At 36.1% G+C, this 18,982-nt stretch carries 7 protein-coding genes; all 7 read left to right on the top strand.

Translation table 11 applies throughout. The features are described from left to right. Nucleotides 1–37 precede the first annotated feature (37 nt). On the top strand, nucleotides 38–3,259 hold the full coding sequence (locus tag IEV84_RS02915; RefSeq protein ID WP_229732580.1) for a SusC/RagA family TonB-linked outer membrane protein: 3,222 nt from the start codon (nucleotides 38–40) through the stop codon (nucleotides 3,257–3,259). Nucleotides 3,260–3,279: 20 nt separating this feature from the next. Beyond that, nucleotides 3,280–5,175, top strand: coding sequence for a RagB/SusD family nutrient uptake outer membrane protein (locus tag IEV84_RS02910; RefSeq protein WP_188492237.1), 1,896 nt, complete (start codon nucleotides 3,280–3,282; stop codon nucleotides 5,173–5,175). Between the two features lie 12 nt (nucleotides 5,176–5,187). Then, the gene (locus tag IEV84_RS02905; protein ID WP_188492235.1) at nucleotides 5,188–6,837 is read left to right on the top strand and encodes a DUF5123 domain-containing protein; all 1,650 of its coding nucleotides are present in this window, start codon (nucleotides 5,188–5,190) and stop codon (nucleotides 6,835–6,837) included. Between the two features lie 96 nt (nucleotides 6,838–6,933). After that, nucleotides 6,934–8,622, top strand: a complete 1,689-nt coding sequence (locus IEV84_RS02900) for a glycoside hydrolase family 43 protein (RefSeq protein WP_188492233.1) — start codon at nucleotides 6,934–6,936, stop codon at nucleotides 8,620–8,622. Nucleotides 8,623–8,637: 15 nt separating this feature from the next. Continuing rightward, nucleotides 8,638–9,864, top strand: coding sequence for a glycoside hydrolase family 88/105 protein (locus tag IEV84_RS02895; RefSeq protein ID WP_229732579.1), 1,227 nt, complete (start codon nucleotides 8,638–8,640; stop codon nucleotides 9,862–9,864). A gap of 195 nt (nucleotides 9,865–10,059) precedes the next feature. Beyond that, complete coding sequence (locus IEV84_RS02890) at nucleotides 10,060–11,736, top strand: glycoside hydrolase family 28 protein (protein WP_229732578.1); 1,677 nt, start codon at nucleotides 10,060–10,062, stop codon at nucleotides 11,734–11,736. A gap of 177 nt (nucleotides 11,737–11,913) precedes the next feature. Next, nucleotides 11,914–18,963 carry a pectinesterase family protein gene (locus IEV84_RS02885; protein WP_188492231.1) on the top strand — a complete coding sequence of 2,350 codons (7,050 nt, stop codon included), beginning with the start codon at nucleotides 11,914–11,916 and terminating at the stop codon, nucleotides 18,961–18,963. The last annotated feature ends 19 nt before the right edge of the window (nucleotides 18,964–18,982 follow it).

Raw genomic sequence — 18,982 nt, 5'->3', positions numbered from 1 at the left:
CAGACTTAAAAATAACTTTAAATAAAATATTGTAGTTATGACGATAAAAAAACATATCGTGAGTGTTTTAGCTGTTTTGCTTTTTGCATTTAATAGTTATGCTCAGGAAAAAGTAACTGTAACAGGAATTGTAAGAGACCAAACAGGATCGATACCTTCTGCCACAGTTATTGTAGTAAATCAAAATACCAATACAACCACAGATATAGATGGGAAATTTACTGTAAAGGTAAATGATCCCAAAACAGCAGTTTTGTTAGTTAGATTTATAGGGATGAATGATGTTACAGTGCCTTTAAAAGGACGTACTTCAAATATAGATATTCAAATGAAAGAATCTACCAGCGAATTAAATGAAGTAGTTGTAATTGGGTATGGAACACAAAAAAGAGGAAATCTTACTGGAGCTATTTCCAGTATTAAAGGTTCTGAATTGGCTAAAGTTCCTACAGCTTCAGTAGCAGAAGCTTTAGTAGGGAAGTTACCGGGGGTGCAAGTTACTTCAGCAGATGGTTCTCCTGGGGCTGAAATAATGATTCGTATTCGTGGTGGAGGCTCGGTTACTCAGGATAATTCACCATTAATTTTAGTAGATGGATTTGAGGTTGCCAACTTGAATGATATTCCACCAACTGACATTGAATCTGTTGAGGTATTGAAAGATGCTGCATCAACAGCAATTTATGGAGCCCGTGGAGCTAACGGGGTAGTTTTAGTGACTACAAAAAAACCGAAAGCAGGTAGAGTTTCGGTTAATGTTAATAGTTATATGCAAATGAAAACGCTGGCAAATCGTTTGGATGTGATGGATCCTTATGAATTCGTAATGATGCAATATGAATATGAGCGTCAACGTAATTCTAATCCAACAGCTTTCTTTAATCGTTATGGTCGTGCTAATGAATTATACATTTATCAGGGAAATAAAGGAATAGATTGGCAGGATGAAATTTTTGGAACTAATCCTGTTGCAAAATATACTGATCTAAGTGTTATTGGAGGAAACGAGAGTACTAAATATAAATTTGCTCTTGTGAATCAGGATCAGCCTGGAGTATTAATTGGCAGTGGAATGAGACAAACTAATTTGAACTTCATGATGACTACTAAGTTATCGGATAAATTTTCTTTTGAATTACAAAGCCGTTTAATTAATCAAACTATAAATGGTTCAGGTACTGAAGGGGTTAGTTTGTTAGATGCTATACGTCAGGCACCAACATTAGGTTTAGAAGAATACATGACTTTACCTGAAGATGATACTTATTTTGACCCTGAAGAATATCAGCCTACAGTGCGTTTTAACCCTAAACAAGAAGCAGAAAAAAATTATAGAAATCGTAACAGCCGTACATTTAATACTGTTGGAGCTCTTACTTGGAATATTATTAGTGGTTTGAGTCTTCGTAGTATGTTCGGGTATGAATATAAATACAATGAAGAAGGTCGTTTTTGGGGAACTGATACAAGAACAGCTAATGATAATAACAATCAGCCGGTGGTATATTATGGAACAAACCAAAGCCCAAGATGGCAATTAAGTAATGTTTTAAATTATACTTTCAAATGGAAAGATGCTCATGATTTCCAAATGATGTTAGGACAGGAGATGAAAAATCAGGAAAGCTTTGGTAAGTACTATCGTAGCCGATATTTTCCAGAAGACATTACAGGAGCTAAAGCTTTAAATAATTTAGCATTAGGAACGCCTTATGAAAATGGTTCGTCAGCAGGATCTCCAAATCGTATATCCTCATTTTTTGGTCGTGTAAATTATGGTTATGATGATAAATATTTAGCCACCTTTACGGCTCGTACTGATGGCTCAACTAAGTTTGGTCCGGGTAATCGTTGGGGAGTTTTCCCAGCTGCAGCATTAGCCTGGAGAATGTCTAACGAGGATTTCCTGAAGGACAGCAATGTGATCTCAAACCTAAAAGTTCGTTTAAGTTATGGGGTGTCCGGTAATGATAGAATTAATGGTGATTTATATGCTAAATATTATGGGGTATCTCGTAATCGTTCTGTAGGTTGGGGTGAAGAGAATCATTACTACTATAATTTTTATAATACCAATTTCTTAAATAATCCTGATGTAAAATGGGAAACTACCTATACGCGAAACTTAGGTTTTGATTTCGGATTTTTTAAAGGACGTATTAGTGGAAATTTAGAATTGTATAAAAATACAGTAAAAGATTTGTTAGTGCCTTCTGATATCCCGGGAACTGCAGGATTTACAAAAATCATGAAAAACGTAGGTCAAACATCTAATAAAGGTATTGAGTTTGCTGTAAATGCAAACGTAATTCAGAAGAAAGATTTTCAGTTAGATGTGAATTTCAATATTGGATTTAACAAAAATAAAATTGACAAACTGGCTAGTGGTGAAGAAGAATGGATATTAAGTTCAGGATGGGCCGGAGCGCAATTGTTAAATGATGATGATTACCGTGCTTATGTAGGTGGACAAAAAGGCTTAATCTATGGTTTTGTCAATGATGGTTTCTATACTATGGATGATTTTGAATCTTTTGATCCGCTTACCAGAAGCTGGAAATTAAAAGAAGGGGTAGTTAATTCTAAAAACCTTTCAGGAGATCCAAGACCTGGAAATGCGAAGTTCAAAAAATTAACTCCAATTGATTTAACAGACCCTAATACTTTCGTAATTGGTGATCAGGACAGAAAAGTAATTGGAAATACAAATCCAAAATATTCAGGTGGTTTTGGGTTAAATGCCACTTGGAAAAACTTCGATTTTTCAACTTTTTTCAATTTCATTGTTGGCTTTGATGTATATAATGCTAACAAAATTATGATGACTTCCTGGTATCAAAACAACCAAAACAATTTAGGAATGGAAGTGGGATTAGATAAACGTTGGAGAAACTATGATGATATGGGTAATGAAATTCGTTATCAACCGGAAGTTTTGGCCAAGTTCAATGAAAATGCAACCATGTGGAATCCAACTTCGATTGGGCGACCTATTGCGATGTCTTATGCTATTGAAAAAGGTACTTTCTTACGACTGAACACACTTACAATTGGTTATACAATTCCTCAAAATTGGACTAAAAAAATTGGAATCAGCAGAGCTCGTTTTTACGCTACAGGTTCAAATTTATTTGTTTGGACTAATTATTCAGGGTATGATCCGGAAGTTAATTTAGAAACCGGTTTAACACCTAATATCGATTATAACGCCTATCCAAGAACTAGAAATTACACTTTTGGAGCACAGTTATCATTTTAATGAAATTAAATTATAAAAAGATGAACAAAAAGATATTATATAGTCTTCTGTTAAGTTTTGCAATGTTTTTTACATCATGCGAAAACTATTTAGAGGTACAACCGGATACAGGTTTTTCGACAGCAGAAGTTTTTAAATCAGAGAAAGATATACAATCTGCCGTTGCTGGGGTTTACACACTAATGCTTACTGATGATGCTTACTCAAGCCGTCTTGCTTTTGTGTTCAACATGAATACTGATGTTGAAATGTCAGGAGTAACCACAAACACGGTCAATGTAAATGGTTCTGACCTTGCTTGTTATGATCCAAAACCATATTGGACAACATTAAATTCCACATGGAATGCCATGTATAAGATTATCAATCTATCTAATGATGTAATTGAAGGAATAGAACAATCAGATCTTTATAAGTCGGCCAGTAAAGATACACCTTCTGCTGTTACCCAACTTTATGGAGAAGTAAAAACGCTTCGTGCAATGGTGTATTTAGATATGATCCGTATTTGGGGGGATGTTGTATTTAGAACGAAATCGTCTTCCGGTGATGAAAACTTTTATGTAGGAGTAACAGATAGAAATGATATTCTTGAATTTTTGATTGATGATTTGAAATCGGTGGAGCCATTGATGCAATATGCTAATCAATTGGATTATGGTGTAGAAAGAGCTTCAAGAAGTTTCAACCAGGGATTAATTGGATTACTGGCGCTTACACGTGGTGGATGGACTTTACGTCCTGATGAAAATAATCCTGCAAGTATTGGTCAGATGGTAAGAGGTGATAATTACGAAATGTATTATGATACTGCGATTGAGTATTTAGGAAAAGTAATCCAGGATCAGCATCATGATTTAAAGTTAAGTTTCCGTGATTTTTGGGTGAAACAAAATAATTGGGAAACACCAGTTGATGATGATGTAATGTTTTCATTGCCGTTATTGAAAAACTCTGCAGGTCAATATGCTTATTATTTGGGTATTCCTATTACCGAGGGAAATCATCCATATGGGGGGGCTTCTGGAAATTTAAGTTTGTGTGGAACCTATTTATACTCGTTTGACAAACAGGATGTAAGACGTGATATGACTTGCGCTCCTTTTTCTTACAACGAGAATCTAAATCAAGTAATTCGTTTGGATTTGGCTCGTTTGGCTGTTGCTAAATGGTCAAAGTTGTATATGAATGATCCTCTTGGAAGTACTAGTAGTAGTGGTACAGGTGTCAATTTTCCATGGATGCGTTTTGCTGATGTTTTATTGATGTATGCAGAAGCAGTAAATGAGCGTTTTGGACCTCGTAATGATGCACAGGAATGTTTAAAACGCGTAAGAAGAAGAGCATTTGCAGAAGTTAATTGGGGAGAAAAAGTAGAAAATTATGTGAATTCCAAAACTACTAAAGAAAGTTTCTTTCAGGCTATTATGGACGAACGTGCCTGGGAGTTTGGAGGGGAGAGCAAACGTAAATTTGATTTGGCTCGCTGGAATAAATTTGGTGAAGTAATCTACAATCAATACCACAAATTAATTAATTGGGGTAAAGTAGCCAATGGTGCTTTTGTTCCAGGAATCGATCAGGTTCCGGGAAGTGTTTATTGGAAAAATATACCAGACCCTAATAATGCAGCCAGAACCATTTTAGATATTCAGGGTATTGACGAAATTTTGCAGGCCCGTCCGGCAGGTTATACCGAGCAGGTTTTTGCTACAAGCTGGTATTCACTCAATAACGAAACTGCATCCTATGAACCTCGAAATGATATTAAATGGAGTTTTAGAGGTTTTATAAACTTCAATAACGCTTCGAGTGTATCTCCTAATGAGCCACTTCGTTATTTATGTCCATATCCATCAAAAGTGATTACGGATCACCGTGGTGCCATTAAGAATTATTATGGTTTTAACTATTAAATCCAATAGATTATGAAAAGTTCAAAAATAGTAACTAAAATTTTATCCTTCATTAGCTTATTGCTAATGGGGGTAATGTTAAAATCCTGTCAGGCTGACAATTTGATTTACAACCGACAAGACGATTTATTTTCACCAAAATTTGTATTAGCAGCTCCATTGGTTGAAAGTAACTCCATTGCTCTAGTTTGGTATAAAATAAATGATGCAGAATCTTATACGGTAGAATTACATACTGATAATTATTATAAAAGTTTGTATAAATCATTTACTGTCACTGATACGCAAATTTTTATGGATGACATTCCATATAAAACACAGTTTTATATTCGTCTTAGAGCGAATCATGCTGATGCTGTTCACAATTCGCAATGGGCTTATACCAGTGCTTTAACAGAAGAGCGTCCTCCTTATGCATCGATACTTAATAAGGTTGAAAAAATTAATATTGGTGAGAATGAAGTAAAGGTTAGTTGGATTATTGATGCACAAAATCCGGTAGACAGTATTTCGGTTGAACCTGCAATTAATAAAGATGTTCCGGCAGTTGGGCGTTATTTAACAGCCGAAGAAATTTTAAAAGGAGAGGCAATATTAACAGGTTTGGAAAAAAATACCTTATATAATCTGAATGTCTTTGATAACAATAAACCAAGACGTTATGATAAACCTTATAATCAGGTAAGTTTCCGTACAGCAGGTCCTTCGGCAGAAACAATTATTGTAACGGCAGGTATGGATTTAGATGCATTATTGCGTCAAAATAATGCAGATCCAGCTATTCCGGAAGGAACAGAATATTTTCTAGAAGCAGGTACTTTGTTTAAAGTAACACCTTTTGAAATTCTTAAAGGTTTTAAATTAACAGGAGGTACTCAGGGGGAAAGACCACAAATTGAACTTAATGGAGCATGGAATATTGCCCAAGGATCCGTGATATCAAGTATTTCCTTTGAAAATATTCGTTTTTATCAAACCATTGATGCCAGTTATTTCTTTAATAGTGGAAATTCATGGACAGTGGATGAAATTTCTATTTACAATTGTGTTTTCAATTATTTCAAAAGAGGTTTCTGGAGACATCAGGGTAGTGGAAAATACAAGGAAATTGGAAGTTTTGACATGAGCTATTCTACATTAGACGAAGTAGGAGGTCATACCGGTCCTTACGGTACTTTTGTTTGTGGTTCTGGTGGTGCTGATAATATTAAAAGTGCTGTATTCTCTAATTGTACTTTCATGAGAGATCATTATCAAACGACCGATTTGAATCGAAATTTCAAAAACTTATTTGATTATGGTACTTCTGCCTATCCAATTCATTTGGAGTACCAAAACATCACTTTGTATGATTATGCTTATAACAGATCTTTAATCAATATTCCTTCGGCAGTTGGTTCTACATTAATATTTAAAAATGTATTGTTAGCCTCTGCCAGCGGTAAAGTAATTCAGGCCATTGCTGCCAATACAACTACCACTTATGGAAATAATTATACTACCACTAATTATTTGCTTGGTGCTTCGGCTATTCAGGGAACTGAGTTAGGTATTAGTGCACAGGATTTATTTGTGAATCCTACACAAGGAAATCTAATGATTAAGGATTCTAATTCTCCAATTGTTACAAACAGAGTAGGAGATACCAGATGGCTGCCTTAAATATGTACTATTAACAATTTCTAAATAAAATAGGTTTAAAAAGGAGTATCCGCAATGGATACTTCTTTATACCTATTTGATTAAAAAACATTTAAAATGAGATTAAGACACTTACTACTGTCATTAAGTTTGACAGTTTGTGCGCTAGAGACAAATGCTCAGGTATGGAATGCCGATTTAGGCAATGGGAAGTACAAGAATCCAATTATCCATGTTGATTATTCAGATCCGGATGTATGCGCAGGCGAGGATGGCTATTATATGACTGCTTCGAGTTTTAATAGTTCTCCTGGGCTGCCTATTCTTCATTCAAAGGATTTGGTCAATTGGAAATTAATTGGGTATGCTTTACAAGAACAGGTTCCTGTTGATCATTATCGCACCGTTCGTCATGGCGATGGGGTTTGGGCTCCATCTATTAGATACCATAACGGAGAGTATTATATCTATTGGGGTGATCCGGATTTTGGAATTTATATGGTGAAAACCAAAAATCCCGCAGGTATTTGGGATGAGCCGGTATTGGTAAAAGAAGCAAAAGGAATCATTGATACTTGTCCGTTTTGGGATGAAGACGGTAAAGCCTATTTGTCTTATGCTTTTGCAGGCAGTCGCGCCAATGTAAAAACCGTTTTGATGTTGTCTGAAATGGCTGCAGATGGAACTAAATTAATTGGAAATCCGGCTTTGGTTTTTGATGGTCATGATGGTCATACAACTGCAGAAGGAACTAAAATTTATAAAAAAGAAGGTTATTATTGGATTTGGTCTCCTGCAGGAGGGGTAAAACCGGGTTGGCAATTGGCTATGCGTTCCAAGAATATATGGGGGCCTTATGAAGTGAAAATTGTTTTAAATCAAGGGAATTCAGCCGTAAATGGACCTCATCAAGGAGCCTATGTTGAAACAGCAAACGGAGAGGGCTGGTTTATCCACTTTCAGGATCGTTGGGCTTATGGACGAATTCTTCATCTGCAACCGGTAACTTGGAAGAATGCCTGGCCAATTATAGGCGTTGATACCAATAATGATGGTATAGGTGAACCTGTTGAAGAATGGAAAAAACCTAATGTAGGGCGCAATTATCCCATAACTCCTTTAGAATCTTCAGACCAGTTCAATTCGCATCAGTATGGTTTACAATGGCAGTGGCAAGCTAATCAAAATCCTAGTGAACAATGGGGATGGTCTTCTGCTAATTTAGGTTTTTTAAGACTGAACTGTATTCCACGTCCTGAAGAAATGAAAACCATGTGGATGATGCCAAATTTGTTTTTACAAAAATTTCCGTCTGATAATTTTACGGCAACAACTAAAGTAACTTTTGAGAATAATCCAGATGCCAAAAAATGCAGTACGGGACTTATCATATTTGGTGAAGATTATGCCTATATCGCTATTGAGCAAGACAATGAAGGAAAGCTCAAATTAGTACAACGTTCGATGAAAAATGCCCGTACTTCTAAAGAAACCGAAATTGAATTAGCCTCACTGCCTATTCAACAAAAAGAAGTCTTTTTTAGAACAAAAGTAGAAATGATTCAGGACAAAGAGCCTTTTGATGCTAAGGTTACGTTCTATTACAGCTTGGATGGTAAAAAATTTAATGTACTTGGAAAATCTTTTAAGCCGGCTGCCGGTCGTTGGGTTGGAGCCAAAATAGGACTTTTTGCAACTGGAACCAAGACTGTAAATGATAGTAGTTATGCTAATTATGATTGGTTCGAAGTAGTGAGTAATAATGATGTTAAAAAATCGTCATTATCAATTAGTTTACAGGAGTAAATACATTTTGTAATTATGAAAAGTAAAATTAAATATTGCCTTTTTTCTTTACTCTTTTGCCATTTGATTTCATCAGGGCAATCAAATCAGAAAGTTAGTTTTCAGGGAATTCCACCCATTGAGTGGTCTAAAAAAATGGCCGATGCTGATCAAAAAAGAGTCCCTAATCCGGTATATCTGGATGGTGTGAAATTTCCGAAGTGGAATTATACTAACGGTTTAGTGTGTCTTGCTAATCAGAAATTATTTGATTACACCAAAGAACAAAAGTATTGGGATTACGGACTTAGTTATGCGGACCAATTGATAGATAAGGATGGAAAAATTCTTGGAGGTTATGCACTAGAGAAGTACAATCTTGATTTTGTAAACTCCGGAAAAATACTTTTTGAAATTTATAAGAAAACAGGAGCTGAACGTTACAAAACAGCAATGGATGTACTCCATAAACAATTGGAAACACATCCAAGAAATTCTGATGGAGGTTATTGGCACAAGAAAAGTTATCCGTGGCAAATGTGGCTTGACGGGGTTTATATGGCCGATCCGTTTTCGGCAGAATATGGAGCTGTTTTTAATGTTCCAAAAGCAATTGATGATGCTATTTTACAAGCAGAATTAATCCAAAAACATACGTTTGAACCTAAAACAGGTCTGAATTTTCATGGTTATGATGAAAAGCGTGAACAGTTTTGGGCCAATAAAACAACCGGAACCTCTTCTCATGTTTGGGGTAGAGCGCAAGGCTGGTACTGTATGGCCTTGGTCGATATTTTAGATTTTGTACCTCAAAATCATCCGAAACGAAAAGAGTTGGTACAAATTGTTCAAAAAGTATTTGCAGCTGTTTTAAAAGCTCAGGATAAAGATTCCGGAGTTTGGTGGCAGGTAATGGATCAGCCTCGTAAGCAAGGTAATTATTTAGAATCAACCTGTTCAACCATGTTTATTTATTCGTTTGCCAAAGCCTATAACAAAGGATATGTTGGATTAAAATACCTAAATGCTGCGAGGACTGGTTTTGAAGGAGTTTTAAAACAGTTCATCAAAGAAAATCCTGATGGAACAATTTCTATTACAAAATGCTGCGCCGTTGCCGGATTAGGGGGTAAAAATCCTCAGGATAGAGACGGTTCATTCGAATACTATATCTCAGAACCTATCAGAGATAACGATGCTAAAGCGGTTGGACCATTTATTATGGCAGGGATTGAATTGCAAAAGATTTTAGACAAAAAATAAAAATGACTGTCCGCTTCGGACTAAATAAAAAAAATAGGCCACAGATGACACTGATTGAACAGATAAAAACGGATTTTTCATAGCTCTTTGGTAAATCACAATCTGCGATAATCCATTAAAATCCGTTTCATCTGTGTGCCATTCACAATAATTGGTAAAAGAAACGGATAGTCATAAAAAATAAAATAGAGATTAATGATGATAAAAATTAAAACCAACTTCTTTATTGCTGTGCTAATGTTTTCAGCTATTTCTTATAGTAATACAATTTTTGCTCAAAATAAGCCAGCTGTAAAAAGTAATCTTCCTTTTGAAATGCCTGCGGTACAGATTCCAAGGTTTAAAGCGGATACTTTGAATATTGTTGATTTTGGTGCCGTTCCAAACACCGAAGAACTTTGCACTAAAGCGATTAATGCTGCAATCACAAAATGCTCTGAATCAGGTGGAGGAGTAGTTGTTATTCCTGCTGGTTTATGGACTACCGGCCCTATAAAAATGAAAAGCAATGTGAATTTGCACACTAAAAATGGTGCTTTCATATCTTTTACCAGCGATTTGAATCAGTACCAACTGATTGAATCTTATTTTGAGGGAAATAAGGTGCTTCGTTGCGAATCTCCTATTATGGGAGTGGGCTTGGAAAATATTGCCATTACCGGTCAGGGTATTTTTGACGGAAATGGTTCAGCCTGGCGTCCGGTTAAAATTGGTAAAATGACCGCAGGTCAATGGGGCGAATTGGTGAAATCAGGAGGCGTTTTGTCTAAGGATGGTAGAATTTGGTATCCGTCAGAAGGTGCATATATAGGGAACGAAGAAAAAGATAAGCTACCTAAAACACCTACGGTTGAAAATATGTCTCCTTACAAACAGGCACTTCGCCCTGTAATGGTAAGCCTTGTTAATTGCAAAAAGCTGTTGCTAGACGGTGTAACTTTTCAAAATTCTCCAGCCTGGAATGTCAATCCGCTGATGTGCGAACATTTAACTTTAAGCAATCTAACAATTCGCAATCCCTGGTATTCTCAAAATGGTGATGGACTGGATATAGAATCCTGTAGAATAGGAACAGTAACCAATTGTCGCTTTGATGTGGGTGATGATGCCATTTGTATCAAATCAGGAAAAGATAAAGAAGGAAGAGACCGTGGAAAACCAACCGAATTATTTGTAATTACCGATTGTGTAGTCTATCATGCTCATGGTGGTTTTGTGATTGGCAGTGAAATGTCAGGAGGAGTTAAAAATATATTTGTTAAAAACTTAACCTTTAACGGTACCGATTGTGGTTTGCGTTTTAAGTCTGTCAGAGGCAGAGGTGGTGTGGTTGAGAATATTTGGATGGAAGATATCCGAATGAATAATATTCCAACCGATGCCATCAATTTTAACCTGTACTATTTTGAAAAATCGATTAAAGAAGATCCGCAAACAGGCGAAGTAATTGTTGATAAAATGCCAGTTTCAGAAACCACTCCGGCATTCAGAAATATGTACTTCAAAAACATTTATGTCAACGGAGCTAAACAAGCATTGAAAATTATGGGAATTCCCGAAATGCCTGTTGAAAATCTGCAATTCAAAAACATGATTATCCGCTCTGATATTGGTATCCAAATGAATTATGCCGGCAAAATTGATTTTGAAAATATCGATTTAAGACTCGACAAACCGGGAATTGCAGCGAGTATTTCTAATAGTCAAAATGTAAAAATTAAAAGTTTTAAAGCCACAGGAGAAAACCAATTATTCTGGGTGGGTGGTGCTGAAACCAAAGCCATTTCGTTGCAATCAACTACTAATAAAATCGCTTTCGATAAAGTGAAATTAGAAGAAGCAGTTAAAAATCAGGTAAAAATAATCCAGTGAAACAATCCAGCTGTATTGCTTTTGCCTAATTAAAATAAGCAATTACTAACACTTAAATCTTAAAAATATGAATTAAAAAAACTCTTGAATCAAGTTAATAAACCTTATCAATTTGAAATTATTGAAATTTAGAATTAAGGAGGAAATAAAAACTATTTAACTAAACTAAACCAAAAAATGAAAAAAAAATACGTTATGTTCTTATTGCTGATGCTTTTTTCAGTAATGGGATTTTCGCAGACCGTTCAGCGGATTGAAGCAGAAACTTTCAATCAGGCTTCAGGAGCAAGGGCTGAAACGAATACAGCTCTCTCAGGAGGAGGGAATGTAGGTTACATTAAAAATAACACCTGGATTAAATTTACCGGACATGTTTTTAATCAATATGATAGTCGTTTTGATGTAAGAGCTGCCGGTGCTACAGGAGGAACAGTCGAGTTTAGACTGGATGCTGCAGATGGAACTTTGATAGGTACAGCAATAGTGTCGGGAAGTACAGGTTGGTCAGATTATAAAACTTTTTCAACCAGTATCACTTCTACCACAGGTACACATGATTTGTATCTTGTTTTTAAACATCCTACAAATACAGGATATTTATTTAACGTAGATTATTTTGAAAAGGTAACTAACGATCCTAGTGCGGTACTTTATACTCTTACAACATCAGTGAGTCCAACTGCGGGAGGTTCAATTACAGCAAACCCAGGGGGAACTCAAATTAATCAGGGTACAGCAGTAACCTTGACAGCCAATAAAAATTTCGGTTATAAATTCACAAGATGGACAGATGGAAATGGAACTACGGTTTCTACAGCCAATCCATATACTTTTACTATCACGGCAAATACTAGCTTGGTAGCTGAATATGAAACTTTAGAAACTTTTACTTTGACAGTAAATGTTGCCGGAGCATTCGGCTTAGGAGATTATACTATTAGTCCTGCCGGAAAAGATGGAGCTTTTTCTATTTATGAAAAAGGAACCGATGTGACAATAACAGCGGTTGAAAATGACCTTATAAAATTCAGTAATTGGGATGATGGATCAACTACAGTGAGTAAAGTGGTTTCTTTAAATTCAAATACTACAGTCACTGCTAATTATGCTAATGTACCTTTTATTGCAGGTTGGACTTTTAAAAATGACCAATATGCACATCCTAGGGTTGCTGAATTGTATTCTAAGGTTGAAAACAGACCACAACTTTTTGGTTACCATGTTTCAGACAACACCTTAGCAGCCAATGTGAGATTGCAAAACAGAGGAGGTAAAAATGGTTTTTGTGTTTGGAATTCTGACCGTGGACAATTCTTTTATTTTATGACTACTTTATCTACGGTAGGTTATAAAAATATTAATGTGTCTTCTGGTTTAATAGGTTATTATTATGGTGCAGATCAATGGACTTTTCAATATTCTTTGGATGGGGTGAATTTTGTAAATGTGTCTGCATTAACAACAATAAATACAAATTCGATAACCTCAATAGGTGGGGTATTACCAGCTGAAGCTGAAGGGAAAGAAAAAATTTATTTGAGATGGTTCCCTAATGTGGATGGTCCAAAACATGGGGTTCTAGCTCAAGACCCACAAGATGTTACAGCTACAATTATTTCAAACGTTATTGTAAAAGCCGATGAGGTTTTAGTAGTGGATACTACTGCTCCGGTATTACAAACCAGTATCCCTGTTGAAGGTGCTACAACAGCTAGTGCCAGCGGAACGATTATTTTAAATTATGACGAATCAGTACAATTAGGTGCAGGTCAGGCAACTTTAAACGGAAAAAATCTGACTGCAGAATTTGTAAACAAAACGGTAAAGTTTAGTTATTTTGGATTAGAATATAACAAACAATATACTTTTAGTTTGCCTGCAGGATTTGTTAAAGATTTATCAGCTAACAATGCAGCAGCTGTAAATCTATCTTTTACAACGATGCAGAAACCAATTCCTGCTAAGCGTAATTTTGATTTAATTGTTGATGCTAATGCAACTGATGATCAGATAGCTTCAGGTAAATATGTAAAAACAATTGCAGAAGCTTTTACTAAAGCTCCGAGTAATTCAGCATCCAGATATTTGGTGTTTATTACCAATGGAACTTATAATTTAGGTGGTGATGGAACCAATCCACAATCAGTATTGTTAACGCTTCCTGCCGGAAAAAATAATGTCTCTTTGATTGCTCAATCTAAAGATGGTGTTATCCTTCAAGGTAATCCAGGATGGGGGATTAAGAATGCAGTTTTGGCCATTGAAGCCAATGACTTATATATGGAAAATGTAACCGTTGAACATAAAGATGGAATTACTACATCAGGACAACGTCCTGCAATAAATCCTGCCGGTGACCGTAATGTTTATAATGGTGTACGATTAAGAAGTAAGCAGGATACAGAAGTTACAGGTGGTAACAGAACGTTCTATTATAATTCGACCATTGAAGGAGATGTTGATTTTATTTGTGGAGGAGGAACACATTGGTACGAGCAATGTAATTTAGTTTCAGTAGCTCCAGGTTATATCGTGGCTCCAAACCATGATGCTAATGTACAATATGGGTATATTTTCAATAACTGTACTATTTCGGCTGCAACAAGTTATTATTTAGGCCGTCCTTGGCAAAATTCACCAAGAGCAGTTTATTTGAATACTAAAATGTTGGTGGAACCAAATGCCACTGGTTGGGCGAGTATGGGAACATTACCGGCTCTTTTTGCAGAATATAATAGTGTGAATGGAAGTGGAGTAAAAGTAAATTTAGACAACAGAACCAATGTGTTTTTATTAAATGGTGTTCCTACAACTGGAAATTATAATCCAGTATTGACTAAAGAGCAAGCAGACGCTTATACCATTGAAAATGTATTAAGTGGTGCTGATAAATGGAATCCGTTAGAAATTGTTGAGCAAATTGCTGCTCCAGCCAATTTAGTAATGGGACAGAATAATGCTCTTTCTTGGAATGCTAATCAGTACGCTATTTGTTATGTGGTTTGTAGAGATGGAAAATTCTTAGCTATTACAACAGATGCTACTTATACAGATACTGAAACACTTACAGGTTCTCATGAATATACTGTTCAGGCAGCCAATGCTTATGGAGGTTTAAGTGCTTTAAGTAAGGTTACAGTTGGTGGAGTAGTGACATCTTCAATTAATTATATGAATTCAATTGGGAATGTTGCAATAGCTAATTTAACTCCAATAACTTATACAGAAGGTACAGCGGTAACATTGCCAACACCTGCATTAGAAGGTTATACATTTTACGGATGGTCAACTTCAGCAACAACGCCTAATACAATTACTGCAATAGCAACTACTGCTACAGGAAACCAGATATATTATGCTTTTTGGGGTGAAAATGGAAATAATCAGCCTGATTCGGTAATTCCACCAACTAATTTTGATTATGTATTTACAGGAGCTACAAACAAAAGTTGGGATGTTGCAACAAACTTTGACCCAGCAGTTTTCCCTGAAGCGGGTAAACAAGTTTCCGTGACAAAGGAAATTGAAACAACCGCTACTATTTTTGCTGCTGATCTTACTTTTTCAGGCAGTGGAAAATTACGTTTAAGAGGTGCTCATAAAGCAACAGGAAGTTTAATCTTAAAAGAAGGTACTAGTATGTATTATTATACCGGCGCAGCCGGAATGTCACTGGAAGCACCACTGGTGATTTCAGGGAATGTGAGATTTGATATGCAATCTACCAATGCTGATCAAACTACAATGACATTGTCAGGGCCAATTTCAGGTAACGGAAATATAATTCCACTCAATATAGGTCAGGGTAGTGTAGTAAATACAGGAGTATTACTTATAAAAGGAGATAATACAGAGTTTAACGGTACTTGGGATTTAACACAGAAAAGTACTAAATATGATGGGCTTAATTATATCACTGCATTAGAAGGATCTTCAGCTAATGCATTTGGTTCCGGAACTATTAATGTAGGTCAGGATAATCAGGTTATTTTTAGCCATGAGCAGGCAGCCGGAGAAAACCTGAACATTAATTTTACAGAGACAGGAAAAGCTGTTTTAAATACGATTGTTAAGGTTAAAACATTTACACTTAATGGCGTTGAATTAGCTGAAGGATCCTATGATAGTACAACCCATCCACAATTTTTTACAGGTTTTGGTAAGATTGATGTAAGCAGTAGCAATACTGGAGGGGGGGGTAGTCCAACCGGAGTTCCTGCCTTCCCGGGTGCCGAAGGTTATGGTAAATATGTAACCGGAGGTCGTGGTGGTAAAGTGATTTATGTGACTAATTTGAATGACTCTGGTGCTGGTTCTTTACGTGCAGCGATTAATACAAGTGGTCCTAGAATTGTATTGTTTAAAGTCTCTGGTAACATTAAGTTACAAAGTGAATTGAATATTACAGATAATATTACCATTGCAGGACAATCAGCTCCGGGTGGAGGTATTTGTTTACAGGATTACAATGCTAAAATTCGTGGTAACAATGTCATTGTGCGTTATATGCGCTTTAGAATGGGGGATACTCATGATATAGAAAATGATGCTTTAGGAGGACGTTTCCAAGAGAATATTATGATTGACCATTGTTCTGTGAGTTGGTCAACCGATGAATGTGCTTCTTTTTATGAAAATAAAAATTTCACCATGCAATGGTCTGTAATTTCGGAGAGTCTTCGTAATTCGGTTCATGCTAAAGGTGGCCATGGTTTTGGTGGAATTTGGGGTGGTTTAAAAGCATCTTTTCATCATAATTTGATAGCGCATCATGATAGCCGTAATCCGCGTTTAGGGGAGTACGCAGGTCGTACAGTACCTTTAGAAGGCTTGTTAGATATTCGTAACAATGTGATTTACAACTGGGGATCGAATAGCTGTTACGGTGGTGATGCCATGAACGTGAACTTGGTAAATAATTATTGGAAACCAGGGCCGGGAACTTCTAATTCTACCAAGGAAAGAATACTGTCCACAGGTAGAAGTTTAGACCCAACACATGCTCTCTATGGTATTTGGGGTAAATTTTATATAGATGGTAATTATGTTGTAGGATCTACACGTGCTACTCAGGACAACTGGACTTATGGAGTATATGACCAGTTTCACTACAGCCAATTACCAGTAAGTGATGCTGATAAAGCGGCTATGCGTACTGCTACTCCGCATGCACCAGGTGAAATTACAACTCATAGCGCAACCAAAGCGTATGAATTAGTTTTAGATTATGTCGGGGCAAGCTTATATAGAGATGAGGTGGATCAAAGAGCCGTTAATGATACTCGTAATGGAAATGCAACTATTATGAATGGAGGTAACGGTAGTACTAATGGGTATATTGATACTCCTTCTGCTACAGGTGGATGGCCTGTTTTACCTACTGCACCTGCGCCTGTAGATACTGATGGTGATGGGATGCCTGATGATTGGGAAACGGAAAAAGGTTTGAATCCTAATAATCCGATTGATGGTAATTTAACTACTCTTGATGGTCAATATACAAACGTTGAAGTGTATTTATACGGAATAGTTAAAAACATCACAGATAATCAAAACGGGAGTTTAGATGTTTATGTTAATCCAACTGATTTTGTTGAGAAATACAATAAAGCCGAAGATGGTAGTAAATTTATTATGGCTGCTGGTACCTATACTTCGACAACTCCATTAGCTATTACAAATAACAAATATCGTTTTGTTCCGGATGGAAGTGCTAAGCCAATTTTAGCAACTACTTTCTATACTGATAATGCTACAATTGTAACAGCTGGTTTCAGTTTCGATGGAGTGGCTATTGATTTAACTAATGCTAATTCAAACTTTATTCAATTAAAAAATGGAGCTAGTTTGTCTTCATTAGAAATCAAAAATGCTACTATCAAAGGAATCAAACAAAGTTTGTTATTAACGGAAGGTAGTAGTGCAAATGCGATTGATGCAATCACTTTAGATAATTGTATTGTAGATGGTTCGGCTGCATTAGGCTATAATTTTATCCAACCGGACGCACATTTGCTAAAAGCAATCACTGTGAAAAATTCGACGATTTACAATTTCGACAAAGCGTTGAACTTCATTGCATTGCAAAACAGTGCCAACACTGCTCAAGCAATCAATGTTCAGATAGAAAGTAATACCATTTATAATGTAGGTAGTATGGATACGAATGCTTTAGTATATGTGAATAATCCTTATGCTTCGGCTTCTGTCTATAGTTTCAAGAATAATGTGATGCAACAAAAATTGGATAGTCCAAAAGCAACTTACATGTTCTATTCAAACCATGCTAGTGGTGCAGGAGCAGCTACTTTAGATAATAATTTAGTGGATGGGGTTACTTCTATTCTTGTAAAAGGAACTGTTACTAAAACGGAAACTAATGTGAAAACAGTTAGTGGATTGGGTCTTACTGCATTGGTGTTCCCAAATCCAGCTCTAGGAGATTTTAGTTTTTCTCAAAATTCGCCTTTGGCAACCGCTTCTTCAACCGCTGGAGCTATTGGAGATCCAAGATGGTTAAAAACAACGGCTACATTTTCTCCAATTACTTATCTAAATTCAATTGACGGACAACCTATAACAGGTCTTGCGCCGGTAGAATACAGACAAGGTGGTGTAACATTATTACCAACTCCGGTCTTAGAAGGATATACTTTCTTTGGTTGGTCAAATTCGCCAACAGTACCTGGAGTAATAAAGTCTATCGCAGCAACCGCTACAGGAACACAAACATTGTACGCTTTTTGGGGCGATGGGGGTAATAATAGACCAATCAATGCGGCGCCAACAACTTATACGGTTTCATACTTAAACATGCCTAAATTGGCAATCAATTCTAATTTGAAAACAATAGAAATCGGATCAACTTACGAGTTGTTAGATGCTGAGTGTAGAGGGTATCGTTTTATGGGTTGGTTTTTAGATGAGAACCATTCAAATCCAGTAACTGGATTTGATGCAAATCAAACAGAAAATGTTTCTGTATATGCACGTTGGAAAAAATTAAAAGAATTTTATGCTTATCCAACTGTTGCTAAAAGTAATGTTACATTAAAATCTTCTGTTGAAAATGATACTGTGAATATAGTTTCTATAACTGGTAAATTGGTTAAACAAGTAGAAACTAAAGATGTTGAAACTGAGATTTCTGTGAGTGATTTGCCTTCAGGATATTATCTTATTCAAAGTGCTAAAACAGGAATGTCTACTAAAATTATCATAAAATAAATTTTAAAATAAGGAGGTA

This window comes from Flavobacterium palustre (assembly GCF_014639535.1).
GTDB lineage: Bacteria > Bacteroidota > Bacteroidia > Flavobacteriales > Flavobacteriaceae > Flavobacterium > Flavobacterium palustre.
Note: the sequence above shows the minus strand (reverse complement) of the source record. Positions and strands in the feature narration are given on the sequence as shown.

What these genes read in the sequence shown, in the direction of transcription:
- IEV84_RS02885 (WP_188492231.1), top strand. Translation starts at nt 11,914, where the DNA reads ATGAAAAAAAAATACGTTATGTTCTTATTGCTGATGCTTTTTTCAGTA.
- IEV84_RS02890 (WP_229732578.1), top strand. Translation starts at nt 10,060, where the DNA reads ATGATGATAAAAATTAAAACCAACTTCTTTATTGCTGTGCTAATGTTT.
- IEV84_RS02895 (WP_229732579.1), top strand. Translation starts at nt 8,638, where the DNA reads ATGAAAAGTAAAATTAAATATTGCCTTTTTTCTTTACTCTTTTGCCAT.
- IEV84_RS02900 (WP_188492233.1), top strand. Translation starts at nt 6,934, where the DNA reads ATGAGATTAAGACACTTACTACTGTCATTAAGTTTGACAGTTTGTGCG.
- IEV84_RS02910 (WP_188492237.1), top strand. Translation starts at nt 3,280, where the DNA reads ATGAACAAAAAGATATTATATAGTCTTCTGTTAAGTTTTGCAATGTTT.
- IEV84_RS02915 (WP_229732580.1), top strand. Translation starts at nt 38, where the DNA reads ATGACGATAAAAAAACATATCGTGAGTGTTTTAGCTGTTTTGCTTTTT.
- IEV84_RS02905 (WP_188492235.1), top strand. Translation starts at nt 5,188, where the DNA reads ATGAAAAGTTCAAAAATAGTAACTAAAATTTTATCCTTCATTAGCTTA.